The organism is Nesterenkonia cremea (assembly GCF_014642675.1).
Classification (GTDB): Bacteria; Actinomycetota; Actinomycetes; order Actinomycetales; family Micrococcaceae; genus Nesterenkonia; species Nesterenkonia cremea.
Map to the genome: position 1 here is coordinate 89,370 of NZ_BMIS01000007.1, position 24,016 is coordinate 113,385.

Annotated in this window: 23 protein-coding genes and 1 other RNA gene; 12 read left to right on the forward strand and 12 right to left on the reverse strand. The window is 67.3% G+C overall.

Going from position 1 to position 24,016, the window contains the following annotated elements; genetic code table 11:
* Positions 1 to 16: 16 nt before the first annotated feature.
* The 3 genes from groL (at position 17) to IEW85_RS09035 (ending at position 3,600) form a co-directional block, all read left to right on the forward strand.
* Positions 17 to 1,609 carry a chaperonin GroEL gene (groL, locus tag IEW85_RS09025; RefSeq protein WP_188684873.1) on the forward strand — a complete coding sequence of 531 codons (1,593 nt, stop codon included), beginning with the start codon at positions 17 to 19 and terminating at the stop codon, positions 1,607 to 1,609.
* 128 nt (positions 1,610 to 1,737) lie between these two features.
* Positions 1,738 to 2,319, forward strand: a complete 582-nt coding sequence (locus IEW85_RS09030) for a hypothetical protein (protein ID WP_188684875.1) — start codon at positions 1,738 to 1,740, stop codon at positions 2,317 to 2,319.
* A gap of 60 nt (positions 2,320 to 2,379) precedes the next feature.
* Positions 2,380 to 3,600, forward strand: a complete 1,221-nt coding sequence (locus IEW85_RS09035; RefSeq protein ID WP_188684878.1) for an MFS transporter — start codon at positions 2,380 to 2,382, stop codon at positions 3,598 to 3,600.
* A 21-nt stretch (positions 3,601 to 3,621) separates the two neighbouring features.
* On the opposite strand, the gene IEW85_RS09040 is transcribed toward IEW85_RS09035, so the two are convergent.
* The 4 genes from IEW85_RS09040 to IEW85_RS09055 form a co-directional block, all read right to left on the reverse strand.
* Positions 3,622 to 5,448 carry a PhnE/PtxC family ABC transporter permease gene (locus tag IEW85_RS09040; RefSeq protein ID WP_188684881.1) on the reverse strand — a complete coding sequence of 609 codons (1,827 nt, stop codon included), beginning with the start codon at positions 5,446 to 5,448 and terminating at the stop codon, positions 3,622 to 3,624.
* Positions 5,449 to 5,450: 2 nt separating this feature from the next.
* Positions 5,451 to 6,260 (reverse strand): phosphonate ABC transporter ATP-binding protein, encoded by an 810-nt coding sequence (phnC, locus tag IEW85_RS09045; RefSeq protein WP_188685027.1) that lies wholly within the window; start codon positions 6,258 to 6,260, stop codon positions 5,451 to 5,453.
* 44 nt (positions 6,261 to 6,304) lie between these two features.
* A complete protein-coding gene (phnD, locus tag IEW85_RS09050) occupies positions 6,305 to 7,300 on the reverse strand; it encodes a phosphate/phosphite/phosphonate ABC transporter substrate-binding protein (protein ID WP_188684883.1) in 996 nt (331 codons plus the stop codon).
* A gap of 199 nt (positions 7,301 to 7,499) precedes the next feature.
* Entirely contained in the window at positions 7,500 to 8,765 is a 1,266-nt protein-coding gene (locus IEW85_RS09055) for an MFS transporter (RefSeq protein ID WP_188684885.1), read from the reverse strand.
* Positions 8,766 to 8,890: 125 nt separating this feature from the next.
* Between IEW85_RS09055 and IEW85_RS09060 the strand changes: the two genes are divergently transcribed.
* The gene (locus IEW85_RS09060; protein ID WP_188684887.1) at positions 8,891 to 9,460 is read left to right on the forward strand and encodes a TetR/AcrR family transcriptional regulator; all 570 of its coding nucleotides are present in this window, start codon (positions 8,891 to 8,893) and stop codon (positions 9,458 to 9,460) included.
* A 158-nt stretch (positions 9,461 to 9,618) separates the two neighbouring features.
* Here the strand turns inward: IEW85_RS09060 and IEW85_RS09065 are convergent, their stop codons facing one another.
* The 4 genes from IEW85_RS09065 to IEW85_RS09080 all read right to left on the reverse strand — a co-directional run bounded on the left by IEW85_RS09065 (position 9,619) and on the right by IEW85_RS09080 (position 13,913).
* Positions 9,619 to 10,536, reverse strand: a complete 918-nt coding sequence (locus tag IEW85_RS09065) for a glycine betaine ABC transporter substrate-binding protein (protein ID WP_188684889.1) — start codon at positions 10,534 to 10,536, stop codon at positions 9,619 to 9,621.
* 47 nt (positions 10,537 to 10,583) lie between these two features.
* The gene (locus tag IEW85_RS09070; protein ID WP_188684892.1) at positions 10,584 to 11,519 is read right to left on the reverse strand and encodes an ABC transporter permease; all 936 of its coding nucleotides are present in this window, start codon (positions 11,517 to 11,519) and stop codon (positions 10,584 to 10,586) included.
* Complete coding sequence (locus IEW85_RS09075; RefSeq protein WP_188684893.1) at positions 11,516 to 12,367, reverse strand: quaternary amine ABC transporter ATP-binding protein; 852 nt, start codon at positions 12,365 to 12,367, stop codon at positions 11,516 to 11,518. Before IEW85_RS09075 ends, IEW85_RS09070 begins: the two co-directional genes overlap by 4 nt.
* A gap of 172 nt (positions 12,368 to 12,539) precedes the next feature.
* Positions 12,540 to 13,913, reverse strand: a complete 1,374-nt coding sequence (locus IEW85_RS09080; RefSeq protein ID WP_188684895.1) for a CitMHS family transporter — start codon at positions 13,911 to 13,913, stop codon at positions 12,540 to 12,542.
* 177 nt (positions 13,914 to 14,090) lie between these two features.
* Here IEW85_RS09080 and IEW85_RS09085 point away from each other — a divergent pair, with 177 nt between their 5' ends.
* Positions 14,091 to 15,560, forward strand: coding sequence for a helix-turn-helix domain-containing protein (locus IEW85_RS09085; protein ID WP_188684897.1), 1,470 nt, complete (start codon positions 14,091 to 14,093; stop codon positions 15,558 to 15,560).
* A 114-nt stretch (positions 15,561 to 15,674) separates the two neighbouring features.
* Here the strand turns inward: IEW85_RS09085 and IEW85_RS09090 are convergent, their stop codons facing one another.
* The gene (locus IEW85_RS09090) at positions 15,675 to 16,277 is read right to left on the reverse strand and encodes an aldolase/citrate lyase/malate synthase family protein (protein ID WP_188684899.1); all 603 of its coding nucleotides are present in this window, start codon (positions 16,275 to 16,277) and stop codon (positions 15,675 to 15,677) included.
* 44 nt (positions 16,278 to 16,321) lie between these two features.
* Complete coding sequence (gene aceA, locus IEW85_RS09095; RefSeq protein ID WP_188684901.1) at positions 16,322 to 17,680, reverse strand: isocitrate lyase; 1,359 nt, start codon at positions 17,678 to 17,680, stop codon at positions 16,322 to 16,324.
* Positions 17,681 to 17,888: 208 nt separating this feature from the next.
* Between aceA and IEW85_RS14580 the strand changes: the two genes are divergently transcribed.
* Together IEW85_RS14580 and IEW85_RS09105 are read left to right on the forward strand one after the other, a co-directional pair.
* Entirely contained in the window at positions 17,889 to 19,226 is a 1,338-nt protein-coding gene (locus IEW85_RS14580; protein WP_188684903.1) for a hypothetical protein, read from the forward strand.
* A gap of 120 nt (positions 19,227 to 19,346) precedes the next feature.
* Positions 19,347 to 19,745, forward strand: coding sequence for a hypothetical protein (locus IEW85_RS09105; RefSeq protein ID WP_229658927.1), 399 nt, complete (start codon positions 19,347 to 19,349; stop codon positions 19,743 to 19,745).
* Between the two features lie 8 nt (positions 19,746 to 19,753).
* Here the strand turns inward: IEW85_RS09105 and IEW85_RS09110 are convergent, their stop codons facing one another.
* Positions 19,754 to 20,266, reverse strand: coding sequence for a LytR C-terminal domain-containing protein (locus tag IEW85_RS09110; RefSeq protein ID WP_188684905.1), 513 nt, complete (start codon positions 20,264 to 20,266; stop codon positions 19,754 to 19,756).
* Between the two features lie 61 nt (positions 20,267 to 20,327).
* Positions 20,328 to 20,972 (reverse strand): thermonuclease family protein, encoded by a 645-nt coding sequence (locus IEW85_RS09115; RefSeq protein WP_188684907.1) that lies wholly within the window; start codon positions 20,970 to 20,972, stop codon positions 20,328 to 20,330.
* A 116-nt stretch (positions 20,973 to 21,088) separates the two neighbouring features.
* Between IEW85_RS09115 and IEW85_RS09120 the strand changes: the two genes are divergently transcribed.
* The 5 genes from IEW85_RS09120 (at position 21,089) to ffs (ending at position 24,016) form a co-directional block, all read left to right on the forward strand.
* A complete protein-coding gene (locus IEW85_RS09120) occupies positions 21,089 to 21,691 on the forward strand; it encodes a biotin transporter BioY (protein WP_188684909.1) in 603 nt (200 codons plus the stop codon).
* Positions 21,688 to 22,407: an energy-coupling factor ABC transporter ATP-binding protein gene (locus IEW85_RS09125; RefSeq protein ID WP_188684911.1), complete on the forward strand. Its 720-nt coding sequence runs from the start codon at positions 21,688 to 21,690 to the stop codon at positions 22,405 to 22,407. Before IEW85_RS09120 ends, IEW85_RS09125 begins: the two co-directional genes overlap by 4 nt.
* The gene (locus tag IEW85_RS09130) at positions 22,404 to 23,054 is read left to right on the forward strand and encodes a CbiQ family ECF transporter T component (protein WP_188684912.1); all 651 of its coding nucleotides are present in this window, start codon (positions 22,404 to 22,406) and stop codon (positions 23,052 to 23,054) included. Before IEW85_RS09125 ends, IEW85_RS09130 begins: the two co-directional genes overlap by 4 nt.
* Positions 23,051 to 23,896, forward strand: a complete 846-nt coding sequence (locus IEW85_RS09135; RefSeq protein ID WP_188684914.1) for an MOSC domain-containing protein — start codon at positions 23,051 to 23,053, stop codon at positions 23,894 to 23,896. Before IEW85_RS09130 ends, IEW85_RS09135 begins: the two co-directional genes overlap by 4 nt.
* Positions 23,897 to 23,919: 23 nt before the next feature.
* Positions 23,920 to 24,016: signal recognition particle sRNA small type (gene ffs / locus IEW85_RS09140), an RNA gene on the forward strand.

Sequence of the window (24,016 nt, forward strand, 5' to 3'; positions counted from 1 at the left end):
GGAGGTATCTGAACCTATGGCAAAGCAGCTTGAATTCGACGATGCCGCTCGGAAGGCTCTCGAGGCCGGCATCGACAAGCTCGCAGACACGGTCAAGGTCACTCTGGGCCCCAAGGGCCGCAACGTGGTCCTGGACAAGTCCTGGGGCGCACCCACCATCACCAACGACGGTGTGACCATCGCCCGCGAGGTGGAGGTCGAGGACCCCTACGAGAACCTCGGCGCCCAGCTCGCCAAGGAGGTCGCCACCAAGACCAACGACGTCGCCGGCGACGGCACCACCACTGCGACCGTGCTGGCACAGGCACTGGTCAAGGAAGGCCTGCGCAACGTGGCCGCCGGTGCAGCACCCGGTGAGATCAAGCGCGGCATCGAGACCGCTGTGGACGCGGTGACCCGCCGTCTGCGCGAGAACGCTGTGCCGGTGGAGGGCCAGCAGGTGGCCAACGTCGCCGCCATCTCCGCCCAGAACGACGAGGTCGGCGAGCTGCTCGCCCGCGCCTTCGACGCAGTGGGCACCGACGGCGTCATCACCATCGAGGAGTCCTCCACGACGTCGACCGAGCTCGACATCACCGAGGGCATGCAGTTCGACAAGGGCTACCTCTCCCCGCACTTCGTCACCGACGCAGAGCGCCAGGAGGCAGTCCTCGAGGACCCGCTGATCCTGATCAACCAGGGCAAGATCTCCAACATGCAGGAGTTCCTGCCGGTCCTGGAGAAGGTCATGCAGGCCAAGAAGCCGCTGTTCATCATCGCGGAGGACATCGAGGGCGAGGCCCTGTCCACCCTGGTGGTCAACAAGCTCAAGGGCACGCTGAACGTGGTGGCTGTGAAGGCCCCCGGCTTCGGCGACCGCCGCAAGGCCATGCTCGAGGACATCGCCACTCTGACCGGCGGCCAGGTCATCTCCCCCGACCTCGGCCTGAAGCTGGACCAGGTCGGCATGGACCAGCTGGGCACCGCACGCCGCGTGACCGTCACCAAGGACTCCACCACCGTCGTCGACGGTGCGGGCTCCAAGGAGGACGTGGACGCACGTGCCGCTCAGATCAAGGCCCAGGCTGACGCCACCGACTCCGAGTGGGACCGCGAGAAGCTCCAGGAGCGCCTCGCCAAGCTCGCCGGCGGCATCGGGGTCATCAAGGTCGGCGCAGCCACCGAGGTGGAGCTCAAGGAGCGCAAGCACCGCATCGAGGATGCTGTGGCCTCCACCCGCGCCGCTTTGGAAGAGGGCATCGTGGCCGGCGGCGGCACCGCTCTGATCAACGCGCTCTCGTCCCTGGACGAGGACGCTGAGGTCAAGGCGCTCTCCAGCGACGCCGCCGCTGCGGTGGGCATCGTCAAGCGCGCCCTGGTGCAGCCGCTGCGCTGGATCGCTCAGAACGCCGGCCAGGACGGCTTCGTGGTCGCCTCCAAGGTCGCGGAGCTGGAGCCGAACCACGGCTTCAACGCCAAGACCGGCGTCTACGGCGACCTGATCGCCGACGGCGTCATCGACCCGGTGAAGGTGACCCGCTCTGCTCTGCAGAACGCCTCCTCCATCGCCGCCCTGGTGCTCACCACTGAGACCCTGGTGGTCGAGAAGAAGGACGAGGAAGAGGAGTGATCCTCGCCCCCTGAAACTTCTTCAGGCTGTCAGAAGGCCGGTCCGGGATACGTCTCCCGGGCCGGCCTTCTTCGTGCCCGGGGAAGCGCCGGGGAGGTCCCCAGCGGATCATCTGCTGGAATGGGAGCATGGACCACTCGCCCCACTCCCCTGCCGCTGACCCCGACGCCGTCAGCACGCTCAGCCATCCCCAGCGCCCCGCCTATGTGCTCATCTACAGCCTCCTCGGCTTCACCACACTCATCGTGCTGACAGTCTTCCTCCTGGTCCCTGAGGAGTCGGGGCTGGCCGATCTGGTGCTCGCCTTCAGCGTCATCGGCACCACGGCCCTGCTGTGCACTGTGCTGGTGAAGGCCTCCGTGGTCCATCTGGAGGCCTCTGCCGAGGAGGGCCTCACCATGTCCTTGGGACATGTGGTCTCCCGGAACCTCCCCTGGGAGGCCATCGCCTCCATCGAGGAGGCACCCAGCGGCGGCAGCTTCGACGTGGGATGGAAGCTCATGGGCGGAGGCCGCATCGGCTATCTGGCCGGGGCAGAGACGCTGCTGGTGAAGATCCGCCCGGAGTTCCGCCAGGCGGTCCGCAGCGGCGCGATCGGCATCCAGGGCAGTCCCCGTCTGGCCGAGTGGTACTACGCCTCAGCGCCCGACGCCGGCCGCGTGGCCACCCAGCTGGAGCAGCTGAGGCTGCGGAACTCGCCCTCTGCCTGAGCGCCCCCGTCCAGCTGATCACCAGCTTGTTGTATCTGCGAACTATGAAAGAATCGTGGCGTGACTGATGATGCGAGGCTCTTCACCAAGGACTTCTTCCTCGCGATCATCATCAATCTCTTCCTGGCCATCGTCTTCTTCCTGCTGGTCACGGGCATGGCCGTCTACGCGACCGAGGAGTTCGCCGCCGGAGAGACGGCCGCCGGCTTCGCCGCCTCCGCATTCGTGGTCGGGGCCCTGTGCGCGCGCGTCTTCGCCGGCAAGTATGTGAACTTCCTGGGCCGACGTCGGACTATCCTGGCCTGCCTGGTGGCCTATGTGATCGCCGGACTGGCCTATCTGGTGGTGGACTCCTACACCACGCTGATCCTGCTGCGCCTGGCTCACGGCGCGGCCTTCGCCTTCGGGCAGACCGCGCTGAACGCCGCCGTCTTCGAGCTCATCCCCAAGTCGCGCCGCGGCGAGGGCGCCGGCTACTATCTGCTGGCCAATGCGCTGCCGCCCGCACTGGGCCCGCTGGGAGCCATCCAGCTGACCGCCCACTACGGCTTCTGGGCGATGTTCGTGGCCACCACAGTGCTCTCAGCCGTGGCTCTGGCCGCCGCGCTGCTCATCCGCCTTCCCGAGCAGAAGACGCGGCAGGCCAGGCTGCGCGACCGGCTGATGCTGCGCCCGCAGGACATCATCGAGCCCGGAGCCTTCGCCATCGCCCTGGTGGCCGCCCTGCTGGGCCTGGGCTTCGCCTCGGTGATGACCTTCCTCAACGGATTCGCCCACAGCGAGGGGATGGTCGACTCCGCCTCCATCTTCTTCGTGGTCTACGCCTCCGCCGTGCTCGCCTCCCGCCTGTTCATGGGCAAGATCCAAGACCGGTTCGGCGACAATGTGGCCGTCTACCCGGCCATCCTGGCCTATGCGGCCTCACTGGTCCTGCTGGCCTGGACCCCCAACCAGGCGGTGCTGCTGACCGCCGGAGCGCTGGCCGGATTCGGCTTCGGCTCCATCCTGCCGGTGCTGCAGGCGATCATCGCCTCAGCCCTGCCGGCCCACCGGACCAGCATCGGCATCTCCACCTTCTTCCTGATGATGGATATGGGTTTCGGCCTCGGACCGCTGGTGCTGGGCCAGCTGGTGGAGCTGGGCAGCTACCGCACCATGTACGCCAGCTGCGCCGGCGTCGTCGCGGTCTCCCTGCTGCTCTACTGGTACGTCCACGGCCGCTATGACGTGAAGCAGGGCGAATCCCGACGACGCCAGCCGGGCCAGTCCTCCGAGGAGTAGGCTGCTCTCAGCACTCGGCCCTCAGCGCATCAGCCGGCGCATGAACACGGAGACCGCCTCGATCAGCAGCACGACGGCGACCACACAGATCAGGATGTAGGTCACCACCTCCCACTGCAGGGTCCGCCGCGCCATCTCCAGCTGGTAGCCGATGCCGCCGGCGCCCACGATCCCCAGCAGGGTGGCCGAGCGGAAGTTCACATCCAGCTGGTAGAGCACATGGGAGACCACGGCGGGCGCGGATTGGCGCATGGTCGCGGCGAAGAAGACCTGGGCCCTCCCTGCGCCGCCGGTGACCAGGGCGTCCTGGATCCTCACATCGGTGTCCTCGATCGAGTCGGCCACCAGTTTGGAGAGCAGGCCCATCGCGCCCAGGGCCAGCGCCAGCGTTCCGGCCACGGCTCCAAGGCCCATGATGATGATCAGTAACAGCGCCAGGATCAGCTCCGGAACGCCGCGGGTCACCACGATGACCATGCGGAAGAACTGGGCGAGGCCGGGGCGCGGCGCCACATTGCGTGCCGCCAGGGCGCCCACCGGAAGCGCCAGCAGGGCACCCAGGAAGGTGGCCGCCAGGGCGATCTGGATGGTCACCAGGATCTGAGCGAAGATCGTGGACTGGATGTCTCCGTCATGCGGCGGGAACCAGCGCTGGCTCTCCTCCGGCAGGTCCACCAGCCCGGTGAAGAAGGCGGCGACGTGGAACTCTCCGGTGAAGACCTCCCAGGAGCTGACGTCGGCGTCGGTCCAGGAGGCGAGCAGGGCCAGCAGCGCGCTCCACTCGATGTAGACGACCGAGGCCAGGATCAGCGCCAGGGTCAGCCCGATATGGCTGAACCGGGCGATCCGCGCTCCGTCCCAGGGCGGGATGGTGCGGCTGCCCAGGGAGGGCCGAGTCTCCAGCCGCTCCCCCGACCAGCGCGAACGCAGCTTCTGCCAGGCCCACAGCACGCCGAAGCGGCTGGGTTCAGCACGGCCGAGCAGCTTCATACGCAGCCGTCCGGAGATGATCTCCACCAGGATGCACAGCAGCAGAACGATCAGGCCCAGGGCCAGCAGGCGCGGATAGTTACCCACGCCCTGAGCCGCGCGCAGGTCGGCGCCCAGACCGGCCACGCCCACCCAGCCGAGGATGACCGAGGCGCGCAGGTTGATGTCGAAGCGGTGCAGGGCATGGGCGATGACCGCCGGCGTGATGCCCGGCATGACGGAGCCGAAGATCTGCTGGATCCGCTTGGCTCCGGCGGTCTCCTGAGCCTGCCGGGGGCCGTCGTCGTGGTCTTCGATGGCATCGGCGTACATCTTGCCGAGCATGCCCACCGAGTGCAGGCCCAGGGCCAGGATGCCGGCGATGGCACCGGCGCCGAAGCCATAGATGCGCAGGAAGAACAGCGCCAGGATCAGCTCCGGGATGGCGCGCATGATGACGATGAACACCCGGGAGGAGGTGCGCAGCGCCGCCGAGCGGCAGGTGGTCCGTGCGGCCATCAGCGCACAGGGGATGGAGATCAGCACCGCCAGCAGCGTGGCCAGCAGCACGATGCTCAGCGTGGTCAGCGTCCCGCGCAGCAGCTCGTCCCAGGCCGGGAAGTCCAGCGGCAGGGCGCGTCCCATGAAGTTCTGGGTGTTGGCCCAGGAGTCCATCAGGGACGCGAAGTTGATCCGCAGGTCGATGACCGACCAGATGCCGCCGGCCAGGAAGAGTCCCAGCACCACGGCCACAGTGATGCCGCGCGGCGAGGGCTTGGGCAGGGTGCGGCCGTCGCTCGAGGCCGCCGCAGTCCCGGCTCCGGAGCCGGCGTCGGGCGTTGGGGTGGTCTGCGGGCGTTCGTCCGTCTGTACGGCCATGATCAGAGCGCTGCTCCGCTCGTCGCGGCCGCGCCGGCTCCCGCGGCTGCGGGCAGCACGGCGGAGTTTCCGTAGATGGACATGGCCCGCTCGTGGGTGATGTTGCAGGAGCTGTCGTCCAGAACCAGCTCGCCATGGCGCAGCCCGAAGACGCGGTCGCCCCACTGCAGAGCCAGCTCCACCTGGTGGAGGCTGCACACCACGGTCAGGCTGTCCTCCCGGGCGATGCGCGCGATCAGCGACATCACCTGGTTGCTGGACTCCGGGTCCAGGGAGGCCACCGGCTCATCGGCCAGCAGGATCCGGGGCCGCTGGACCAGGGCGCGGGCCACGGCCACGCGCTGCTGCTGACCGCCGGAGAGCGTGTCGGCGCGCTGGAATCGATGATCGGCCAGCCCCACCCGCTCCAGCTGCTCCAGGGCCCGCTGGCGGACCGACTTGGGGTAGCTGAACAGCCCGACGCGCGGCCCGCGCAGGCTGCCCAGCGCACCGGTGCACACATTCTCCAGGGTGGACATCGACCCCACCAGGTGGAACTGCTGGAAGACCATACCGATGTCCCTGCGCAGCCGGCGCAGCTCAGACCGTCCGGCTTGGGCCACGTCGGTGCCCAGCACGCGGACCTCCCCCTCGGTGGGGGTGTGCAGTCCGTTGAGCAGGCGCAGCAGGGTCGACTTCCCTGAGCCTGAGAGCCCCAGGAGGACGGTGAAGGTTCCCGGGCCCACGTCCAAGCTCACGTCCTTCACCGCAGTGGTGGAGGGCGGGAAGAACTTCAAGACGTCTCTCAGGCTCAGGTCATAGTCGGTCGGCACAGACAATGGGGATTTCTCCTTGAGAGGTCGGCGAGGGGTGAGCCTCAGCTGTTGCAGGCTTCGGCTTCGGTGATCTCGCAGACTTCGCGGATGCCGTCGTAGAGGCCGTCCTCCACGGGGGTGTACTCGTAGGACCCCTCGGGCAGGGAGCACTCCTCGGCGGAGTCGCAGTAGCCGGCCTCGACCAGGTTGTCCACGTTGATCATCTCGTCGGAGAAGATGCCGCGGAGCTGCTCCTGCAGCTCCTCGTCGAGGGTCTCGGCGTTCATGAAGATCGGGGCGGCGGGGATCATCGGGGACTCCCAGATGATCTCGTAGTCCTCTTCCTCCAGCTCGCCGCGGTCGGGCAGCAGAGTGGTGACCATGGAGTCATAGGCGAAGGCCACATCGCACTGGCCGTCGAGCATGGCCAGCACTGCACCGTCATGGGATCCGGGGAACTGCGGCTCCACGTCCTCCATGGGGTCCAGGCCCGCCTCGATCATGCCGGCTGAGGGGTAGAGGTAGCCGGAGGTGGAGCCCTGCTCTACGTAGCAGACGCTGCCGCCCTCGACGTCCTCCAGGTCCTCGATGTCGGAGCCGGAGGGGACCAGCGCGTAGGAGACGTAGCCGGCCTCTTCGCCCTGTTCCTCCACACGGCCGCCGAGCAGCTCGACCTCGGCGCCCTGGTCGCCGGCACGGACGTAGGTGAAGGGCGAGCCGATGGCCATATCGGCCTGACCTGCGATCAGGGACTCGATGACGGCGTTGTAGTCGGTGACCTCGCTGAACTCGACCTCCCGGCCGGTCTCCTCCTCCAGGACCTCCATGAGCAGCTCGAAGCCTGCCTCGAGGTGGGTGGCGTCCTCTGCGGGGACGCCGGTGAGGGTGATGACGTCGTCGCTGTTCTCCGAGGCCTCGGCGTCGCCGTTCTCTGCGCCGCCGTCCTCATCGGCGGCGGATTCGCCGCAGGCGGTCAGAGCGAAGATGCCTGCGATCCCGGCGGTGGCCAACCGGGTGAAGGGGATCCTGCGGACGGTCTCGGTACGCTCAGCTGACATGCGTCGGCTCCTCCTGCTCGACTACGAGTGATTCGGATGTGGGCACAGGGAACCTGTGCACGCATTCGGCCACTCAACCGATCCGATGTGAACGGAAGGAGACTCTGAGGCGGGACTGAGGTTAACCCCCAGCGAAACCGGGTTGAGTTCGATAGTGAACTGGGCTGGGCGCGGGGTGAGCGGGCTGGGGCGGCGCGCCTCAGGTGCGCTCCACCGTCCGCAGCTCGCGGGTGTGTGGGCCCATCAGATGTTTGGGAGCCAGGACCGCGGAGATCAGCCCGACGCCGGCGGCCGCGGCGAAGGCCGCAGCGGCGCCCACCCATCCCAGGAGGCCTCCCACCAGCGAGCCTCCGATGCTCTGGCCCAACGCCAGCACCAGAAAGGCCAACCCGACGCCGGCCGCCGGGTGCTGGTGATAGGTGGCGGCCGCGGAGATCAGGATCAGACCGCTCATTCCGATATAGGCCGCGCCGAAGGCTCCGGAGGCCAGCACGCTGAGCGCAGCCTCCCCGGGGAGCACACCGATCACGGACGTGGCCAGGACGATGAGCGCAGCGCTGCTCCCCCAGGCGGCTCGGAGTCCGACGCGATGGGCGATGTCTCCGGCGGCTGCGCCCAGCAGGCCGCAGAGTCCCAGGGCGGACCAGGCCGCCGTGGCGATGAACCGGCTCTGGCCGCCGCTGTCGATGAGCACGTCCTGGCCGAAGACCCAGACCGCGGCAGTGGCCGCGCCCATCAGGACCGCCGTGGCGTGGAGCCGGAGGGCGCCGTCGGGAAGCAGCGGATCCGGCAGCAGGGAGCGCAGGAGATGGCCGATGCTGTGGGGGCGTTCTGCGCGGGGCGGTTCTGGGCTGGGCTGTGGCACGCGGGCGTGCGGAACGCTGCGGGCCACCCAGAGCGTGGTCAGCAGCGCGACGGCGGCGAAGATCAGCCAGGCGCTGCGCCAGTGGGCCAGGGTCAGCAGCGCCACCGGCCCGGAGACGGCCACGCCCAGCCCGGTGCCGGCGTTGATGATGGTCTGAACCCGGTCCCGGCGTGGGCGTGCCACTCGGGCGGAGACGGCATGGGCCAGCGGTGGAGAGGCCAACCCGGTGCTCATCCCGGCCAGCACCACCCCCAGGGTGAGCACAGCGGCATGGGGCGCCAGGCCCACCAGAGCGGTGCCGATGGTGGCCAGCGCACCGGTGATGACGGCCATGGTGCGGCTGCCCAGCCGCGGGGGGAGCATCATGGCCGGGTAGATGGCCAGGCAGTAGGCGGCATAGCTGGCAGAGCCGATCATCCCGACGGCGCCGGGGTCCAAGCCGAACTCGGTACGGAAGGCCGGCACGAAGAGTCCGTAGGCAAAGCGAGCCAACCCATAGGACACGGCGATGAGCACCAGCCCCGAGGCCGCCAGCTGGGTGGTCTGCCGGGGGCTCAGCGCAGCGGATTCTGCGTTCTGCGGCGGGGCGGCGCTGGTCACGACAGGCCTCCTAGACTGGTCGGGAGAAGATGGGTCCTGTGGCTGGCCGACACCTGGTATACAGGTCGGTAACCACTGACGCCGCCAGATTAGGTATACAGACCTGTTAAGTCAAGGAGTCCCACGTGGCCATCGAGACCACCCCGATCGAGAACCTCACTCCCGGGGCGCACCGCATCCTGGAGGTCGCCTCGCGGCTGTTCTACCAACAGGGCATCCACTCCGTAGGCGTGGACACCATCGCCGCCGAGGCTGAGGTGACAAAGCCGATCCTGTACAAGAACTTCGGCAACAAAGACGGGCTGGTGGCCGCCTATCTCACCCAGCGGCATCACAGCTGGTGGCCGACTCTGGAGCGCGCCGTCTCCACGGCAGACTCACCCCGGGCACTGGCCTTCTTCGACGTCTATATGACGGATGCTCAGACGGTCACCCGCGGTTGCGCCTATCTGAATGCGGCCGCCGAGCTGAATGAGGACCACCCGGCGTACCCGATCATCCACGAGCACAAGCATGCGATCTGCCAGCGGCTCCGGGACCTGATCGAGGAGGACTGCCCGCAGATCCCCGACGCCCAGCGCACTGCGGAGCATCTGTTCCTGCTGCTGGAGGGCGCCTTCGCCCACCACCGCATCTACGGCGGAGAGCTGCTGGCCGAGGCCCGCGAGATCGCCGAGGGCATCCTGCGCAGCTGAGGTGAGCCGGGCTGCATTGAACTGAGCGCCGCCCTCCCCTGCCCGGGAGTCCGCCGGAGACCCATCCAGACAGCGTGAGGCCCCGCAGGATCACCTGCGGGGCCTCAGCAGTTGTGCCGGGGCTCAAGCCCCGGCGGTCACGTTATGCGACGCTCAGATCACTCGCCGGTGATCTCTTCGATGATCTCGGGGTGAGCCTCGGCCCACTCCACGGCACCCTCGGCGTCACCGTCGTGCTCCTCCACGACCAGACGCTCCAGCTCGGCGTACTCATCGTCGCTGAGCTCGAAGTCAGCCATCCACTCGGCGACCTCCGGGAACTCCTCCGAGAAGTCGGCGTTGGCCACGAGGTTCAGCGTCTCCTCGTCGCCGTAGAGGCCCTCCGGATCCTCAAGATCCTTCAGGTCCCAGGAGCCGTAGGCCCAGAAAGGACGCCACAGGGTGACCACGATGTCCTCTTCGGCCTCGATCGCGTTGTCCAGCTCAGAGAGCATGGCCGCGGTGGAGGACTCCACAAGCTCGAAGTCGTCCAGACCGTAGCCCGGCATGACGTCATTCGCAGTGGCGTCCATATGACCGGCGCCGGCCTCGATGCCCACGATCTCACTGTCGAAGTCGGCGGCATTCTCGCTGAGCTCCTCGATGGAGTCGATCTCGGTGTACTCGGGCACCGCCAGCGTCAGCACAGCTCCCTCGTAGTAGGCACCGAGGTCCTCGAGGTCGTCTCCGTGGGCGTCCATGTACTCGGCGTGGGTTCCGGGCAGCCACGCCGAGGGGTAGACGTCGATGTCGCCGTCGGCCAGACCCTGGTAGACCGGGGCGGCGTCGCCGAGCGCCTCGATCTCGACGTCGTAGCCCTGCTCCTCCAGGATGTGCTGCCACAGGAACGTGGTGGAGGAACCGTCGGTCCAACCATCGATGTAGCCGAGGGTGACGGTGCCGCCGTCACCGTTTCCGCCGTTGTCGTCACCGTTGCCGTCGCCGTCGTCCCCGCCGTCGCCGCAGGCGCTCAGCGCCAGGATGGCCGCGGCCGAGAGTCCGGTGAGGGTGGTGAGCCTTCCGTTGCGTACTGCCATTGTTCTGTTCCTTCTCTCCTCTGGTGCGATGTGTTCTGCCTGTAGGTCTATGCGGAGGCAAGTCCGGTGGCCTTGCGGAAGCCCATGCCCTTGGTGCGGAGAAGGCGTCCCGCCAGGCTTCCCCCGGAGCCGATGGAGGCGGTGACGCGGTCGAGGTAGATCGCCAGCATGACCACGCAGAGCCCGGCCTCCAGCCCGAGGCCGAGGTCCAGGGTGTTGATCGCGCGGCTGACCTCATTGCCCAGCCCGCCGGCGCCGACGAACCCGCCGAAGACCGCCATGGACAGGGCGAGCATGATCACCTGGTTGACTCCAGCCATGATGGTCTTGGTGGCCAGGGGAAGCTGGATGCGCATCAGGATCTGCCAGGGCGTGGAGCCGAAGGCGTGCCCGGCCTCCACGACTTCCTGGTCCACCTGGCGGATGGCCAGCTCGGTGAGGCGCACTCCCGGAGGCAGCGCGAAGATGACCGTGGCGAAGATGCCGGCCGCCATCCCCAGACCGAACATGGCCATGGCCGGGATCAGCCAGACCAGGGCGGGCATAGTCTGCATCAGGTCCATCACCGGCCTGACCGCGTTGGAGACCATGCTGTTCTTCGCAGCCAGCACGCCGAGCGGGATACCGATGATCAGCGCGACGACGGCGGCCACCGCCACCAGCGCCAAGGTCTCCATGGCGTTCTCCCACTGGTCCGCACTGATGATGAAGACCATCAGGGGGATCGCCAGCAGAGCCATCTTCCAGTCACGCAGGAGCCAGCCGACCAGCACGAAGATCAGCGCCAGCACCAAGGCGTCCGGGCCGGCCAAGAGATCGGCCAGGCCGCCGGAGACAGTGCTGAGCGCGGCGTCGGCACCGTCGACCACGGCACTGAAGGTGCTGGTGAGCCAGTCGAAGGCGTCCTCGAGCCAGCTGCCGTAGGGGACGCGCGGAACCCCGGCGCCGTCAGTCTCCTGAGCCAGAATGATGTTCTCGCTCATGCCGCACCTCCTGGAGCCGGGATGCTCGCCGGGTCGATCTCCTCGACGAAGCGGGCCACATAGTCATCAGCCGGCTGGGTCACCAGATCGTAGGCAGTGCCCTGCTGAACGATTCGGCCGTCCTTCATCATCGCGATCCTGTCCCCGAGGCGGATGGCCTCATTGAGGTCATGGGTGATGAAGATGATGGTCTTGCCCAGATCCTTCTGCAGCTCCAACAGCTGGGTCTGCATATCCCGACGGATCAGCGGATCCAAGGCGGAGAAGGCCTCATCCATGAGCATGATGTCGGTGTCGGCGGCCAAGGCACGGGCGAGCCCCACGCGCTGGCGCATGCCGCCGGAGAGCTCATCGGGACGGTGATCGCCCCACCCGTCCAAGCCCACCATCGCCAGAGCCTCCTCAGCTCGCTGGCGCTGCGCCTCCTTTGACTCGCCCCGGACCTCCAGGGCATACGCTGCATTCTGGGCCACTGTGCGATGCGGAAGCAGCGCGAAGTGCTGGAAGACCATGGCCAGATGCTCACGCCGGATGGCGCGCAGCTCAGCCGGGGAGGCCGCGGTGATGTCCTGGCCCATGATCTCCACGACGCCGTCGGTGGGCGGCTGGAGCCCATTGAGGGTGCGGATCAATGTGGACTTCCCAGAGCCGGAGAGGCCCATGACCACGAAGATCTCTCCGGGAGGGATATCGAAGCTCGCATCGATCACCGCAGCGGTGCCGAGGCTCTTGAGGTCAGAACGGTCCGTGCCTTCCTTGACGCGGCGTACGATCTCCTGAGGCCGCTTTCCGAAGGCCTTATACACGTTCCGAACACTCACTGCCGGTTCGGCGGTGCTGGAAGTCACATCATTTCCTTCGTCGAGGGTGGGAACTCCTGCGACCTTACCAAAACCTGATCGCTGGGATCTTACAAGCTGGTGACAGCACACTCCAGTGCTCGCGCCCTCCCCGGACCCAGCGGGGCCCCGCCGGATCTCCTGCGGGGCCCCGCTGTGTCCGTATCCCCTGAATGCGAAGCTAGTGGATGCTCAGGATGCCCAGGCCGAGTGCGGCCAGCAGCATCAGGATGGAGAAGCCCCAGATGATGAAGAAGGAGTAGCGCAGGTGCTCGCCCAGGTTGGCTCCGGAGAGGCCCAGGGCCAGCCACAGCGCCGGGGAGAACGGGCTGACGAAGGTGCCGATGATGTTGCCGATCAGCATGCCGTGGGCGATCTCCAACGAGCTGGTGCCGAACTGGCCCGCGGTGGCATCCACCAGCGGCAGCACGGAGAAGTAGTAGGCGTCGGTGGAGGTCAGCAGATCCATCGGCACACCGAGGGCACCCATGGCCAGGTGCAGATTCGGCCCGAGCCCCTCCGGCAGGACGGCCAGGGTGGACAGTGCCACCGACTCGAGCATCTCGGACTCATTGAGCACACCCAGGAAGACTGCTGCGGCCAGGATGACCGCACCCATCATCAGTGCATTGGGAGCATGGGCGCGGATCCGCTGCATCTGCAGGTTCGAGCCCCGGAAGTTCAGCGGCAGGGCGAGAGCCACACCGAGCATGAACGCGAACTGCGGGGGCAGGAGGTCGGCCAGCATGATGCCGATGACGCCCAGCGCCAGTGCGACATTGGCCCAATAGACCCAGCGGGCGGAGTTCATCTTCTCCACGATGTCGGCCCGCTCCTCCTGCTGACGGCGGCTGAAGTCATCGGCGATGCTGTGGACGTCCACCTCCTCCTGCATCTCGATCTGGCCGGCGGCCACCCGCTTGTCGATGCGCTTGGTCTCACGGACGCCCAAGAGCACTGCGACGATCACGATCAGAACGATGCCGACGAGCTGCAGCGGGATCAGCGGACGGTAGAGCTCCACCGGATCGATGCCCTGGACAGAAGCCGCACGCCCCAGCGGACCGCCCCAGGGAATCATGTTCACGATGCCGGCGGAGATCGCCAGCAGCAGAAGCAGCAGGTAGCGGCTCATATGCAGGGCCTGATACAGGGGCAGCAGCGCTGGGACGGTGAGCAGGAACGTGGTCGCGCCGGCGCCGTCGATATGGGCCACCACACCGATCAGGGCAGTACCGACTGTCACCAGCACGACCTTGCCCCGGGTGGCCAGGATCAGCGCACGCACCACAGGGTCGAAGAGCCCTGCGTCAGTGAGGATCCCGAAGAAGAGGATCGCGAAGATGAACATCACCACGACGTCCATGACCTGGGCGACGCCGGAGTCGAAGAACTCGGTGATCTCGGTCAGACCGAAGCCCAACAGCAGCGCACCCACAACCGGGGTGACCACCATCGCCACCACCGGGGACACCTTGTTCCACATCAGCAGGCCGACGGTGACGGCGATGATGCCCAGACCGCCTACGGTCAACAGTGTTGAGGGCTCCTCCATGAGCGGGCTCTCCCTTACGTTCATATTCGAGGTCTTGAGGCTCAGAATCAGGAGTGACGGGACACACCTGCCTGCGAGCCGCATCACAGGATATATGCCCGATAACATTCGTGCACGTTTTACGCATCACATGAGGGATGTCACAGTGTGGCCTGCACTGCACTAGACTGGAGGACTATGCGGACGGCACAGGCGCTCCCTGCGGAGGACTCGGAGGAAGAGCTCGACCTCATCGCGTTGGGCCGCCGGGTGAGGCACCTGCGCAAGCGGGCCGGTATGACCTTGGACGATCTGGCCGCCGCCCTGGAGACGGCCCCCTCTCAGCTCTCCCTCCTGGAGAACGGCAAGCGGGAGCCCAAGCTCTCGCAGCTGAACCAGTTGGCCAAGACCTTCGGTCTGAGCTTGGACGACCTCTTCGGCGCTGAGCCGCCCTCCAAACGCGCCGCCCTGGAGATCGAGCTGGAGAAGGCTCAGCGCGGACCGCTCTACGCCGCGCTCGGCCTGCCGACTGTGCGCATCAGCAACCGCCTGCCGATGGACGTGCTCGAGTCTCTGGTCTCCCTGCAGCGCGAGCTGCGGCGCCGACTCGAGGAGCAGGCCGCCACTCCGGAGGAGGCGCGGCGGGCCAACACCGAGCTCCGCGAGGAGATGCGCCAGAAGAACAACTACTACCCGGAGATCGAGTCCGCGGCCCAAGAGCTCCTTGACGCCGTCGGCCACACCGCCGGACCGCTCTCCCACCATGTGGCCGCCGATATCGCCGAACATCTGGGCTATTCGCTGCGGTTCGTGCCGAACCTGCCCAACTCCACGCGTTCGGTGACCGATCAGCGCAATAAGATCATCTACCTGACCCAGGGCCGCTCCCGGGACTGGGATGCCCGCTCCGTACTGCTGCAGGCCTTGGGCCATGAGGTCCTGGAGCACACCGAGCCCGAGGACTACTCCGAGTTCCTGCGCCAGCGGGTCTACTCCAATTACTTCGCCGCCTCGCTGCTGATGCCCGAGCGCACCACGGTGGACTTCCTGCAGAACGCCAAGCAGCGCAAGGAGCTGGCCATCGAGGATCTGCGCGATGCCTTCGCCGTGTCTTATGAGTCGGCCGCCCACCGGTTCACCAACCTGGCCACAGAGCACCTGGGCATCACCTGCCACTTCCAGAAGGTGCATGAGTCCGGGATCATCCATAAGGCCTACGAGAACGACGGCGTGAACTTCCCCGCCGATCACTCCGGAGCCATCGAGGGCCAGACCATCTGCCGGGAGTGGACCTCCCGGCAGGTATTCGACGTGGAGGACAAGTTCCGTTCCTTCCACCAGTACACCGACACCGGCGTCGGGACCTTCTGGTGCACCGCGCGGACCGAAGCGCACTCCTCAGGCATCTACTCGCTGAGCATCGGAGTGCCCTTCGACCATGTGAAGTGGTTCCGCGGACGGGACACCCCCTCGCGGTCGAAGTCGGGCTGTCCGGAGGACCCCACCTGCTGCCGCCAGCCCCCGCCGGAGCTGGCCGACACCTGGGACGGCAACGCCTGGCCGGCCGCCCGCGCCAACACCCACCTGCTGGCTGCGATGCCGCAGGGTGCCTTCCCCGGTGTGGACACCCGCGAGGTCTACGAGTTCCTCCAGCGCCACTCTGACTGATCACGCTCACTGACACGTGGGGGGATCGGGAGAACTCCTCAGCACAGAGAAAACCGCCGCCCAGGGGACCTCGAACCCTGGGCGGCGGTCGTCTCTTCTTCAGGTGCTGTCGGCTCAGGCCGCGGCGCTCATGCGGCGACCTCCTCCGGTCAGCACCGCTGCGCTGCTGGCGTCCCCGTCCTCGTCATCGTCGAGGTCCGGCTCCCCCGGGCCCAGATGGATGGCCCGGATGGTGCCGTCGGGAAGCCCGGCCAGCTCCTCGGCCCGGATGAAGAGATCCTGCCAGAGCTGCAGCTCCCCCTCCGACTCCAGACCGAGCAGCGAGATGAACGGCGCCCGGCCGTCCGCCATCAGAGTCCGCGCATTGCGGTAGACGTGCAGACCGAAGTCCACGATCCCGGCCGAGAGCGGCTGGCCCTCGAACAGGATGCGGCCCTCCTGCCGAGCCAGACCGCGCGGGGTGATGAAAGTGCACGGCGGCTCGGACAGCTGCTTCTCGATCAGCGCGTGCCAGGAGGCGGCCACATCTCCGGCCTCTCCCAGCGCCTCATCGGAGGCGCCGTCGACGGCGTCGAGCGCTTCTACCCGGGGACCGAACTCCCGGTGCAGCGTGGCCAGGAAGCTCAGCACATCTGCGGTGAGGACCTCGTTCTGGCGCGGGGCCTGCGGTCCGGTCAGTGTGATGCCGTTGATGGTGATCGAGCTGGGGGTGTTCATCTCTCCGACTCCTTTGTCAGATTCCGTCCACCTGAGTCATCGACTCAGTGGAACTGTCCTTCTTCGGTGGAGCCCTTCAGCGCAGTGGTGGAGGACTCAGGGTTCAGCGTGGTGGAGATGGCATCGAAGTAGCCGGTGCCGACCTCACGCTGGTGCTTGGTGGAGGTGTAGCCGTCGGACTCGGCGGCGAACTCGGCCTCCTGCAGCTCCACATAGGCCTTCATCTGCTCCTCCTTGTAGCCCTTGGCCAGGTTGAAGGCGGAGTAGTTGAGGCTGTGGAAGCCTGCCAGGGTGATGAACTGGAAGGTGAAGCCCATCTTGCCCAGCTCGTTCTGGAACTTGGCGATGGTCTCGTCGTCGAGATGCTTCTTCCAGTTGAAGGAGGGCGAGCAGTTGTAGGCCAGCATCTGGTCCGGGTACTCGGCCTTCACCGCCTCGGCGAACTGACGTGCTGCCTCCAGGTCCGGAGTGCCGGTCTCCATCCAGATCAGATCCGAGTACGGAGCGTAGGCCTTGGCGCGCTCGATGCAGGGCTCGATGCCGTTGGTGACCTTGTAGAAGCCCTCGGCGGTGCGCTCACCGGTGATGAAGGGCTTATCCCGTTCGTCCACGTCCGAGGTGATCAGCGTGGCGGCCTCAGCGTCAGTGCGGGCGATGATCAGGCTGTCGACGTTGTGGACGTCGGCCGCCAGACGCGCCGCCTGCAGCGTGCGGATGTGCTGGCTGGTGGGGATGAGCACCTTTCCGCCGAGGTGACCACACTTCTTCTCCGAGGCGAGCTGGTCTTCCCAGTGAACACCGGCCGCGCCGGCGTCGATCATGGACTTCATCAGCTCGTAGGCGTTGAGCGGGCCGCCGAAGCCGGCCTCGGCGTCGGCGACGATCGGGACCACGTAGTCCTCCACGGAACGGACGCCCTCGAGGTACTCGATCTGGTCGGCACGCATCAGCGCGTTGTTGATGCGGCGGACCACAGTGGGCACCGAATTGGCCGGGTACAGCGACTGGTCCGGGTAGGTGTGGCCGGAGTTGTTGGCGTCGCCGGCGACCTGCCAGCCGGAGAGGTAGATGGCACGCAGGCCACCCTTGACGTAGTTGACGGCCTGGTTTCCAGAGAGGGCGCCCAGCGAGTTGGTGTACTTGCCGGCTGCGTGCTCCTCGGTCAGCTGCTTCCACAGCTTCTCCGCGCCGCGCTTGGCCAGAGTCTTCTCCTCCTGCACGGTGCCCTGGAGCTTCACGACTTCGGAGGCGGAGTAGTCACGGGTGATGTTCTTCCAGCGAGGGTTGGTCTCCCAATCCTTCTGGAGCGCATCCACCTTCTTCTGGAACTCCGACTGCGGCTCCGGCTGGGGAGCTGCGGTGCCGGCCTGTTCAGCGATGGGGCGGTCGAGCGTCTCGGTCATGAGAATCTCCTTTGAATCGTTGACCGTGCGGTTGGTGCTCTTCCAGTTTTGCGCCCTTTTCAACCCTTGATCCAGCGGATTCGAAAGAAAGATCTGCAATTCTTCGCGTTTTCGAAGAAGTGCCACATGCCTAGGCTGGTCTCCCGTTACCACATGGTGTTGAATGTTCACCAGACTCGAACGGAATCAGATCTGAAAGGGGGCGACGGTGACCCAGCACCCGCCTGAGAACGAGAACCCTGCCAACGGCCCCGGGGACACCCCCTCCCCTGAGGACCAGCCCCACCAGCCGGAGCAGCAGCCTCCCTTCGGCGAGCAGTCCACTCAGGCCATGCCTCAGCAGGGCTTCGGCGAACAGCCGACTCAGGCGATGCCGCCTCAGGACCCCGGCGCCCCGCAGGATGCCCCCTTCAGCGCCGGCTCCGCGCATGATCCCGGGGCCCCCGGCTACGGCGCTCCGCAGCAGCCCGGGGGGCCCGGCTACCCCGGCACTCCGCACGACGCCGGCCAACCCGGTCCTGGCCAGCCCGGTCCTGGGCAGCCCGGTCCTGGGCAGGGCTTCCCCGGCGCTCCGATCTTCCCCGGCCAGGGCGGGCAGCAGCACCACGTCGCCGGCTACCCGGGCGCACCCCAGCAGCCCGGCGGCCCCGGCCACCCCGGCGGACCTCAGGGCCCCGGCGGCCCCGGTGGACCCGGCGGCCCCGGTGGACCCGGCGGCCCCGGCGGCCAGGAGCCCGAGAAGAAGGGCTTCTTCGCCCGATTCTGGTGGGCCATCGTGCTGCTCGGTGTGCTCTTCGCCGCACTGATCGCTCTGGTCATCGTGCTGTTCACCATGGACAACGGCGATGACGAGGACACCGAGGCCGCCACCGAGGACGAGGCCGCCACCGAGGACGAGTCGGATGACGAGGACTCCGCTCAGGAGGATGAGGAAGAGGATCCTGAGGACGAGGACGCCGTCATCGAAGACGAGGATGACGAAGATGAGGATGACGGCGACGAGGGCACCTTCCCGACCGGCGGCGAAGCCTTCGGCGACGATGAGGGCATGATCGTCGGCGAGGACATCGAAGAAGGCACCTACCGCCAGGACGTCGGGGCCGAGGACGATGACTTCGGCTGCTTCTACTCCGTCTGGGAGGACGACGAGGAAGAGGACGTCATTCACAGCGGCTACAATCCCGGCGGCATCGTGTCCCTCGAAGACGGCATGCTGATGAACTCCCGTGACTGCGGCGAGTGGCTCCCCGTGGAGGATACCTACCCAGACAGCCCGGACACCGTGGCAGAGAACGGCCAGATGTATGTCATCGGTGAGCACATCGAGGAAGGCACCTACCAGCTGAACTGGGATGTGGATGACGACGACATGAGCTGCGCCTTCTACGTCTACAGCGATCTCACCGAGTGGGACTGGGAGGACTTCAACGCCTGGTTCGAGGATGAGGACGAATGGGGAGAGGAAGAGGTCGAGATCCACCTGGGTGCCGGCAACCAGGTCTTCTTCCACAATGACGGCTGCGGTGAGTGGGAGCTCGTCGACTGACGCTCCCTCTGATCGACCCGCCGCAGGGTCGCAGCCAGCCCATATCGACAAAGGGCGGGTTTCTTCTACACTATGTAGAAGAAACCCGCCCTTTGTCGTACCCCTTTCAGGAGAATCTCCATGACCAGCACCTCAGCACCTGCCAGCCCGATGCCCAAGCTGACCCTCGGGGTCGGCGGACTCCTCATTGCCGTGGGTGTCATCGGCTACCTGGTGTCCATGATCAACGACACTCAGCACTTCACCGCACTGATCCCCAGCTTCCTGGGTGTACTGCTGCTGATCAGCGGCTTCATCGCACTGAAGAACACCAAGCTGGGAGTGCACCTCGGCCTGGCCCTCGCCCTGCTGGGCGCACTGGCCATGGGCATGCCGCTCAGCGGCCTGGGCGACCTCTTCGCCGGCGAGGCCGAGCGTCCCGCCGCCGTCATCTCCGCTCTGGTGACGGTGATCGTCCTGGTGGTCTACATCGCCCTGGGCGTGCGCTCCTTCATCGCAGCCCGCCGCTGGAAGGGCTGAGGCCTCTTCTAACCTGAGCAGCTGATACGGCCTGGGGAGATCTCCACATCGTGGCGATCCTCCAGGCCGTCGTAGTCTGTGCCCAAGATCAGGTCCACGCTGAAGTCATCCCGGCCGTCGATGTCCACCAGCGTGCCGGGCAGGTGCTGCTGCAGGGTGTAGGCCTGGCGCAGGCCCCGCTCCCCCACGCGGATGATGCCTTCGAAGCCGGTGTCGGCGAGATAGTCATTGTCCACCTCGCCCACCCGGAAGCTGCGGTCCTCCAGATCATCGGCGACATCGCCGGCCAGACCGGGCTCATTGGTGGTGTTGTAGACGCTGACCTCCACCCGCTCGGCCACCACGGGCTGCTGAATCCCGGAGGGGCAGTCTCCCTCGGGGACGCCGGAGGCGCCGGTGAGCGAGCTGGTGTCGATGGTCCCGGAGACCATCAGCCAGCTGCCCAGGGTCACCGCAGCCAGCGCGCCGGAGGTCCCCAGAGTGATGAGGGTGCTTTCTCTGCGGGTGCTGCGTTCGGTCATGAGGAGATTCTAGAAGGTCCGCACAGGCGCCACCTATTGAGCCACAGTCCGCCGGCCTTCCTCAGGGAAGCTCCGGCTCACAGTCCAGATCATCGGCGAAGACCCCGACGCCGTCCGCCTCCGCCTCAGCCCAGGCCTCCTCGATCTGATCCAGGAAGCGGTCATTGGGCGCATAGTGGACCGGGGCGCCGAAGCCGTCGCGGGCCATCTGCTCGTTGATGAAGACCGCATCCAGGAAGACCCCTGCCAGCAGCCGGTCATACTGATCGGTGCGCTCCTCGTCGAACTTCAGAGTCAGCTGAGCGCCGGGACTGACCAGCTCCTCCATCCGCTCAGTGGCCTCCGGGCCCATACATTCCACTGGCTGCTGCGGGTGCACCGTCTCCGGGGTATCTATGTTGAGCAGACGGATCCGCTCCTCCTGACCGTCCAGCTCCACCACCAGAGTGTCACCGTCCACCACGCGGACCAGCGTGGCGGCCTCGCCGTCACCGCCGGAGCTTCCGGCTTCATCCTGCTGGAACCAGCTGATGAGGGCACCCACAAGGACCACCACCAGCACGATGGCCAGCCACTGGAAGATGCCGCGGCCGGACTGCCGGCGCCGTCCCCTGCCGCCAGCGCCGCGACCGCTGCGCTGGGTCCCGCGGCGGGCAGCCCGCCGGAGGTGGCGCTGGAGGTTCTGCTCGAAGTACCTGTTGCTCACCGCAGAAGCTTATCGCCAGCCACGGACGCAGAACTGCGACGCCGGGCCGACCGCTTCCTCCAGCTGTACCGCAGAGTAGTTTGAACACCGTTCAAAAATGCGATGAGATACTTCCTATGACCAGCTCCCCCCTGCGCCGCGGCGCCGCCCAGAGCGCACACCGCACCGTGGACATCGCGATGATCGGCGTCTTCGCCGCCCTGATCGCCGTCCTGGCCTTCGCCCCACCCATCCCGGTGGGCAGCGCAGGAGTGCCGATCACCCTGCAGACCCTGGGCGTCGCACTGGCCGGTCTGACCTTGGGGCCCTGGCGCGGTGCCGCCGCGGCCGGACTCTATCTGGCCCTGGGACTGTTGGGACTGCCCATCTTCTCCGGCTTCGCCGGGGGTCTGGGCGTGCTGGCCGGCCCCTCCGCCGGATATCTGCTCTCCTTTCCGCTGACCGCGCTGATCACCGGCCTGATCGCCTGGGCCGTGCTGCGCCGGGCCCAACCGCGCTGGTGGGTCCCGCTGCTGTTCTGCGCAGCCGCGGCCGGCAGCATTCTGGCCACCCATCCGCTGGGTATCCTGGGCATGAGCTTCACCCTGGACGTCAGCCTGCAGGAGGCCTTCCTCATGGACATCGTGTTCTGGCCCGGCGATCTGGCCAAATCTCTGGCCGGCGCCGGCGCGGCCGCCCTGCTCCACCGCACCTACCCCATGCTGCTGGCCCGCCGGTGACCTCCACCAGCTCTGAGATCCGTCTGGAGTCGGTCCGCGTCCTCGCCGGGGAGCGCGAGCTGCTGGCTGTCCCCTCCCTGGAGCTGACCGAGCGCCGGATCAGCGTGATCGGCCCCAACGGCGGCGGGAAGTCCACCCTGCTGCAGCTGTTCAACGGTCTGACCGAACCCACTGAGGGCTGGGTGACCGTGCGCGGCCTGGACACCATCGATCAGGGCCGCCAGGTGCGGCGCCGCGTGGGCTTCGTCTTCTCCAACCCGGCCGCCCAGCTGGTCATGCCCACTCCCCAGGAGGATGTGGAGCTCTCCCTGCAGCGCACTGTCCGCGACCGTGCCGAACGGCGGAGGCTGGCCGCCGCCTGTCTGACGGAGCTGGGCATCGCCGAGCTGGCCGACCGCAGCTCCCATGAGCTCTCCGGGGGTCAGCAGCAGTTGGCGGCCCTGGCCACGGTGCTGATCCAGGAGCCGGAGATCGTGGTCCTGGATGAGCCCACCACCCTGCTGGACCTGGTCAACGCCGAGCGCTTCACCGGGATCCTCGATCAGCTGGCCGCGCAGAAGGGCCTGCAGATCATCACCGCCACCCATGACCTGCAGCTGGCCGCACGCGCCGAGCGCTGCCTGCTCATCGACAGCGGCGCCCTCCATTCCGACGGCGCTCCGGAGACGGTGATCGAGACCTACCGCAGCATGGCCGCCCAGCGAGCCGCCCGATGAGCCGACGACGCCGGCCCCGCCCGCTGCGCGCCCGAGATCAGGTCTTCGGGCGCACCGCCCCCGGAAACGGAATCCTGCACCGCACCCCGGCCTGGGCCAAGGTGGCGGTGCTGGCCGCGGTGACCGTGACCGTGCTGATCCTGCGCTCCCCAACGGTGAGCCTCGGCGTCGTGGTGGCCGTGCTGCTGCTGGGAGCCGCCGCAGGCGTTCCCCCGGTCAAGGTGCTGCGGCTGCTGCGCCGGATCTGGCTGCTGCTGGCCGCGGTGCTGGCCGCACAGCTGCTCTTCAACGATCTGGCCGGCGCCGGAGAGGTGCTCAGCCGGATCATCGCCTGCCTGCTGGGGGCCCAGCTGCTGATCCTGACCACCCGGCCGCATGATCTGCTGGGCGTGTTCCGCACTCTGGTGCTGCCGCTGCGCTGGGTGGGCCTGTCTCCGGGGCGCATCGCGCTGGCCGGCCTGGTCATGCTGCGGGCCATCCCCTATCTGGCGGATCTGGCGCATCTGGCGCACCGCCAGACTCAGGCCCGCGGACTGGAACACAGCATCCGCGCCCGCACCGTCCCGCTGCTGACCGGATCGGTGGACTATGCCCGGGACACCGGCCGCGCCCTGGCCGCTCGCGGCATCGACCAGGTGCGCCGATGAGCACAGATCCCACCGCCGATCTGCGGGTGACCCGCCTGGGTCTCTCCCCGATGAAGGGCACCCGGCATCTGTCCCATCAGCGCGTGACCCTGGATTCCCATGGCCCGGTGGGCGACCGGCAGCACTGCCTGGTGGACCCGCAGACCGGCCGGGTCCTGCGCACCGTGCAACATCCGCAGCTGCTGGAGATCACCGCCGAGGAGACAGAGACCGGGCTGCGGATCACCGCCCCCTCCGGGGCACAGGCCACAGTTCCCGACGCCGGCCACACCGGTCTCACACAGGTCGGCCCCGCACAGCCCGATCCCACACTGCCCGCCTCCGCTGCGATGACGGTGGACTATTGGGGCCGTGCGGTCACCGTCCAGACCCTCCCCGGAGAGGCCTCGCAGCTGTTCTCCACGCATCTGGGCCGCGAGGTCCTGCTTGCTCGGGCACCCCGCGGCGAGGTGGTCTACGGAGGACAGGTCACTCTGCTGCATGAGGCCTCGCTCCGGGCGCTGCAGGCCGCCTCCGGGCTGCCGGAGCAGGACCAGCTGTGGCACCGGTTCCGCCCCACCGCCGTGGTCGTATCGGACACCCACTCCACCCCCGACTTCGCCGAGGAGTCCTGGCAGGGGCGGGAGGTCGGCGTCGGGACGGCCCGGCTCCTGCTGGGTGCCCCGGTGCCGCGTTGTGCGGTGATCGACATCGATCCGCTCACCGGCGAGCGCAGCGGCGATCTGCTGAAGACTCTGGCGGCGGTCCGGCCGGTCAATGAGCGCGGAGAGCCCTCCTTCGGGGTCTTCGCCACCGTGCTGAGCCCCGGAACCATGGGGCTGGGCGATCAGTTCGCCTTCTGACCGGGGCCCACGATACGATGGTGTGCGGCCCCACGTGTGGTGTCATCCTGCTGAACTCCCCCAGGACCGGAAGGTAGCAAGGGTAGGTGGGCTCTGGCAGGTGCACGTGGGGCTTTTAAC